1 protein-coding gene is annotated in these 1,447 nt (G+C 66.1%); it reads left to right on the top strand.

What is annotated here, in order from left to right; all coding sequences use genetic code 11:
- Nucleotides 1-1,447: type VI secretion system Vgr family protein (locus tag DOM66_RS19955; RefSeq protein ID WP_245392467.1), on the top strand; the 1,447-nt coding region annotated here is incomplete at both ends.

Raw genomic sequence — 1,447 nt, 5'->3', positions numbered from 1 at the left:
GCAGCCGGCACGGCTCTCGATCCTGCAGGCCGATGGCAGCTACCGCCCGCTGCACGGGCTGGTCAGTGAAGCCGCGCTGCTGGGGGAAGATGGGGGCGTCACCTACTACCAGCTCACCCTGGTGCCGTGGCTCACGATGCTCGGCCTGGGCCGCGACAGCCGCATCTTCCAGGACCGTAGCGTCGTCGATGTGCTCACCGCGGTGTTCGACGACCATGAACTGGCCAAGGGTCGCTACCGCTTCGATCTGCGTCGTGATTACCCGGCGCGCAGCTACTGCGTGCAGTATCGCGAAAGCGATTTGAACTTCGTTAGCCGCCTCTTGGAAGAGGAAGGATTGTGGTACTACTTCGAGCATTCGGGGCAGTCATCCGAGGCAGAAGAGGGCCAGAATAACGCCTCGTCTGAAGAATCCGGGTCGGGCTTCGACGGCCACCGGCTGGTCATCACCGACGATGTCGATACCACCCAGTCGGTCAGCCCCCAGGCGATCCGCTTCCACCGCCAGGCGGCCACCGAGCGCGAGGATGCACTGACCCAGTGGGGCAGCGTGCGCACCCAGCAGCCCACCCGGGTCAGCGTGGGTACCTTCGACTACAAGCAGCCCTCGCTGACCAAGCGCACCGGGCTGGATACCCTCAGCGACCAGGGCAACCTGCCTAAGACCGAGCTCTACGACTATGCCGGCGAGTACTACTACCACGGCTATGAGCGCGGCGAGCGGCTGACCGAGAACCGTCTCGAATCGCATGAATCCCGCGCCAAGCGCTTCCGTGGCAGCGGCGGCGCACGCCAGCTCCAGGCCGGGCGCTGGTTCGAACTCACCCAGCATCCGCTGCACGACACCGGCGGCGAAGAAGAGCGTCAGTTCCTGCTGCTGGGCGTGACCGTGCATGCCGAGAACGCCCTTCCGGTCTCGGCCCTGCTCCAGGCGCTGCCGGGCAGCCTGCAGCCCCAGCTCGATGCCGCCAAGAAGGCGCATGGTCTCGAGAGTGATACCGCAGACCCCACCGGCGAGCGTCTATCGGATTATGCGACTGGCGGCACAGGCCACTTTCTGGTCGATCTCGAAGCGCAGCGGCGCAGCCAGCCCTACCGTCACCCGCTGACCCACCATCGCCCGGTGATCGGCGGGCCTCAGACCGCCACCGTGGTCGGCCCGGCCAACGAGGAGATCCACACCGATCACCTCAACCGGGTGCGCGTGCAGTTCCACTGGGACCGCCAGGGTCAGCTGGACGAAAACTCCAGCGTCTGGCTGCGGGTCTCTCAGCCCAATGCCGGCGCCGGTTGGGGTGGCGTCTTCGTACCGCGTATCGGCCAGGAAGTGCTGGTCGACTTCCTCGAAGGCGACGCCGACCGCCCGCTGATCACCGGCCGGGTCTACAACGGCGAACAGACCCCGGACTGGCACAGCCATGGCCTGCTCTCCGGGTTCAAGAGCAAG

Origin of the sequence: Salinicola endophyticus, assembly GCF_003206575.1 — a bacterium.
GTDB classification, from domain to species: Bacteria; Pseudomonadota; Gammaproteobacteria; order Pseudomonadales; family Halomonadaceae; genus Salinicola; species Salinicola endophyticus.
This window is presented reverse-complemented; position numbering and strand designations above follow the sequence as displayed.